Genomic DNA, 3,190 nt, shown 5'->3' on the forward strand with positions numbered 1-3,190 from the left:
GCACTTCTACGCAGGCATCCTCATCGGCCCCTTCCTGCTCGTCGCGGCAGTGACCGGCCTGCTGTACACGGCGACGCCGCAGATCGAGGCGGTGGTGTACCGCCAGGAGCTGACAGTCACCCTCATGGTGAGCCCGAGGCGCTGTCCGCCCAAGTCGCCGCCGCACGCGCTGCCGTTCCCGAGGGCACCCTGGTGTCGGTGACCCCCGTCCGGGGCGCACGGACAGCACCCGCGTCGTCTTCGACAAGCCGGGCCTGCCCGAAGATTTCACCCAGACCGCATTCGTGGACCCTACAGCGCCGAAGTGCTCGGGCAGGAGCGGACTTTCGCCGGCTGGTGGCTGCCGGTGCGATCCTGGGTGGACGCCCTGCACCGCCATCTCCACCTCGGTGAGTTCGGCCGCAAACTACAGCGAGATCGCCGCCAGTTGGCTGTGGGTGGAGGTGCTCGGCGGCTTCGCCCTCTGGCTGACGGCGCCGCGCTCACGGTCAGCGGCTGCGGCGCGTGCTCGTACCTTGGGGCGGGGCGAAGGGGCGCCGGCGCACGATGTCCTGGCACGCTACGGCCGGCATCTGGCCTCGGTCGGCCTGCTGGGCCTGTCCGTCACCGGCATGACCTGGTCCGTGCACGCCGGAGAGAGCATCGGCAGGGTGCAGTCGGCGCTGGCCGGTCCACCCCGGCCCTGTCCACGGCCCTGCCCGGGCACACCGCCGGGCCGGATTCCGGCAGCGGATCCGTGCCGGCGGAGGACGTCGGTGACGTGGGTATCGACGCGGTGGTGGCCTCGGCACGGGCGGCCGGACTGAGCGGCGCGCTCAACGTGACACCACCGGCCGAGGCCGGAAACACGTACATGGTGAAGGAGACACGCGCACCTGGCCCGAGCGTCATGACGCGGTAGCCGTCGACCCCGCCACCGGCAAGATCACGGACCGGGTGAACTGGGCCGATCACCCCTTCCTGGCCAAATGACCAGCTGGGGCATCGATGCCCACATGGTCTCCTGTTCGGCCTGGCCAACCAGATCTGCTCGCGCTCCTCGCCCTCGCCCTCATCGGCATGATCTTCTGGGGCTACCGCATGTGGTGGCTGCGCAGGCCGACCCGCAGCGCAGGACTCACGCCGGGCCGTGCACCCGTACGGGGGCGTGGCGGAGGTTGCCGGGCAGCTTCCTCGCGCCCGCGGTGCTCGTGATCGCCGTGATCGGTTACTACGTACCGCTGTTCGGTCTGCCACTCCTGTGCTTCCTCGTCGTCGACCGGATCGTCGGCGCGGCACGCCGACGCCACACCGAGCGGGCGGAGGTGGCCGCGTGATCACCGCAACCGGTCTGCGATGGATCCTCACCGCGCTCTTCGCCCTCCCCGCCCTCTACGCGCTCCTGCTGGCGGCAACGCCGGGCCGAACGATCGCGAACCGCGTGGGTCACGTCCTCACGCCGCCATGGGCGGGCTGATGGTCGCGATGGCCTGGCCCTGGGGCATGGGCCTCCCCGCCGACCCGCAGATCGTCGTTCACGGCAGGGGCCCTGTGGTTCGCGATCGCCGCACTGGCGCGCTCCTCGGAAACGGACTCACGTACGGCCGGACTCGTGGCCGCCCTGCCGCACATCGTCATGATGGCGGCCATGGCCTGGATGGTGGCAGTGATGGACGGGTCCGCAATGGCGTCCGGCGCTCATGGCAGCGCCGCTGACATGCCGGGAATGGACATGTCCGGCCGGGCGCTGCCGGCGCCATGACCCTGTCCAGGGCGGGCGATCAGTGGACGGCCGGCCTGCTGGCCGTCGCCCTGGTCGGGCTGGGACTGCTCTGGCTGTCCCAGGCGTTCGACAGGGGGCGCATCACCACTCCGACGGTGCGCCGCCCGGCCCCACTCGCGGCCGCACTCACCGGCAGCGAGGCGGCCGGACCCGCATGCCACGCAGCCATGGCCATAGGCATGGCGGTGATGTTCGTCCTGCTCCTATGACGCCGATCTGATGCCGGGGAGCCCGGCGGAGGGCCTTGAGGGCCGCGGTGATGCCAGATGGGTGCGGCGGCCGCAGATGCCGGCATCGGCGATGGCTTCCACGGGGGAGTCGTTACAGGGTGTCGCCTTCGCCAGTCCGGCGTGTGGATTGCTTCGCCGCCGTACATCGGGAGCTTCACCGACTTCCCGTAGCGGGCGAGCTGGCTCCATGGACGGTTGATTCCGGCGCCGTAGCGGCGCACTCGGGCGACGGTGTCGAGGTCGAGTACGTCGACGAGGATCTCCTCGCCGGGTCCCGCCTGCTGGCGCACGATGCCTTCCGGGTCGACGACGGTGCTCTGTCCGACCCCGGCGGGGTCGCCGGCGTTGACGTTGACGACGTACACCTGGTTGGTCCAGGCGTTGGCGCGGGCGCAGACCATTTCCATCTCCCCGGTCGCGTGTGGGTGTGAGGGTGGGCTGGATGACGATCTCCGCGCCCAGCCAGGCAAGTTGGCGCACGGTTTCGGGGAAGGAGCCGTCGTAGCAGATGGCCAGGCCCACCCGGCCGACCCTGGGGATGTCGAAGACGGTGAACTCGTGGCCGGGGTTGTCTTCTCGTACGGTTGCCAGGGGAAGACCTTGCGGTAGCGGGCGGCTATCTCGCCGTCCGGTGAGACGGCCAGGGCGGTGTTGTAGATGCGCCCGTCCTCGGCTCGTTCGTAGAGGCTTCCGGGATCAGCCACAGGCCGGTCTCCACGGCCAGGGCGCAGATCCGGTCGGTGAGCGGGCCCGGGATCGTGACCGCGGCCTGTTCCATCCAGTCGCCGGCGGCCGGCTGCAGCAGGGAACCTTCCGCAGCGAGCAACAGCTCTGGGGAGACGACGAGTTGTACATGAGGGAACAGATCGTGGGTGGTTCGGACCTGGTCGCGAAGCGCTGCCAGCTCGCTTCGAGGTCGTGGGGCACGGGGACGGTCTGCAGGGCGGCGAGGGCGAGTGTGCGCATGGGTGATTCAGTCCTCGGTGATGGTCAGTTCGGCCACCGTGGTGCGGCGTCGCGGAAGAAGCGGTGGAAGCGGGTACGGACGACGGCCAGGGCCAGGACTCCGGTGACGATGAGCCGGCGCCGAGGAGGAAGACCCCGCCGATGCCGTGGAAGGACGTGCTGCCGTAGGCCGGGTCGTACATGTCGTGGGCGCTGCGAGCGAAGGCGGCCAGCATCATCAGGCCGCCGAGCA

The 3,190-nt window shown here is 70.2% G+C and carries 7 protein-coding genes and 2 pseudogenes; 6 read left to right on the forward strand and 3 right to left on the reverse strand.

Annotated features, from left to right (window positions below):
- The 6 genes from LNW71_RS35195 to LNW71_RS35215 form a co-directional block, all read left to right on the forward strand.
- On the forward strand, positions 1-202 hold a 202-nt coding region (locus LNW71_RS35195; RefSeq protein ID WP_250972291.1), incomplete at its 5' end, for a PepSY-associated TM helix domain-containing protein.
- 241 nt (positions 203-443) lie between these two features.
- Complete coding sequence (locus tag LNW71_RS37165; RefSeq protein WP_374119557.1) at positions 444-806, forward strand: hypothetical protein; 363 nt, start codon at positions 444-446, stop codon at positions 804-806.
- On the forward strand, positions 761-901 hold the full coding sequence (locus LNW71_RS35200; RefSeq protein WP_250972292.1) for a hypothetical protein: 141 nt from the start codon (positions 761-763) through the stop codon (positions 899-901). Before LNW71_RS37165 ends, LNW71_RS35200 begins: the two co-directional genes overlap by 46 nt.
- Positions 902-1,157: 256 nt before the next feature.
- On the forward strand, positions 1,158-1,316 hold the full coding sequence (locus LNW71_RS35205; protein WP_250972293.1) for a hypothetical protein: 159 nt from the start codon (positions 1,158-1,160) through the stop codon (positions 1,314-1,316).
- Positions 1,317-1,528: 212 nt separating this feature from the next.
- Complete coding sequence (locus LNW71_RS35210; RefSeq protein ID WP_285803294.1) at positions 1,529-1,741, forward strand: DUF5134 domain-containing protein; 213 nt, start codon at positions 1,529-1,531, stop codon at positions 1,739-1,741.
- A complete protein-coding gene (locus tag LNW71_RS35215; protein ID WP_250972294.1) occupies positions 1,738-1,971 on the forward strand; it encodes a DUF5134 domain-containing protein in 234 nt (77 codons plus the stop codon). The genes LNW71_RS35210 and LNW71_RS35215 overlap by 4 nt, the downstream gene beginning before the upstream one ends.
- A gap of 293 nt (positions 1,972-2,264) precedes the next feature.
- Here LNW71_RS35215 and LNW71_RS37170 read toward each other — a convergent pair.
- The 3 genes and pseudogenes from LNW71_RS37170 to LNW71_RS35225 form a co-directional block, all read right to left on the reverse strand.
- A pseudogene (locus LNW71_RS37170) lies at positions 2,265-2,399 on the reverse strand (carbon-nitrogen hydrolase family protein); the annotation flags it as partial.
- Positions 2,400-2,490: 91 nt separating this feature from the next.
- Positions 2,491-2,583: pseudogene (locus LNW71_RS37175) on the reverse strand (hypothetical protein); the annotation flags it as partial.
- Positions 2,584-2,608: 25 nt separating this feature from the next.
- Complete coding sequence (locus tag LNW71_RS35225) at positions 2,609-2,818, reverse strand: hypothetical protein (protein ID WP_250972295.1); 210 nt, start codon at positions 2,816-2,818, stop codon at positions 2,609-2,611.
- Positions 2,819-3,190 lie beyond the last annotated feature (372 nt).

The sequence above is a fragment of the Streptomyces sp. RKAG290 genome, assembly GCF_023701695.1.
GTDB lineage: Bacteria > Actinomycetota > Actinomycetes > Streptomycetales > Streptomycetaceae > Streptomyces.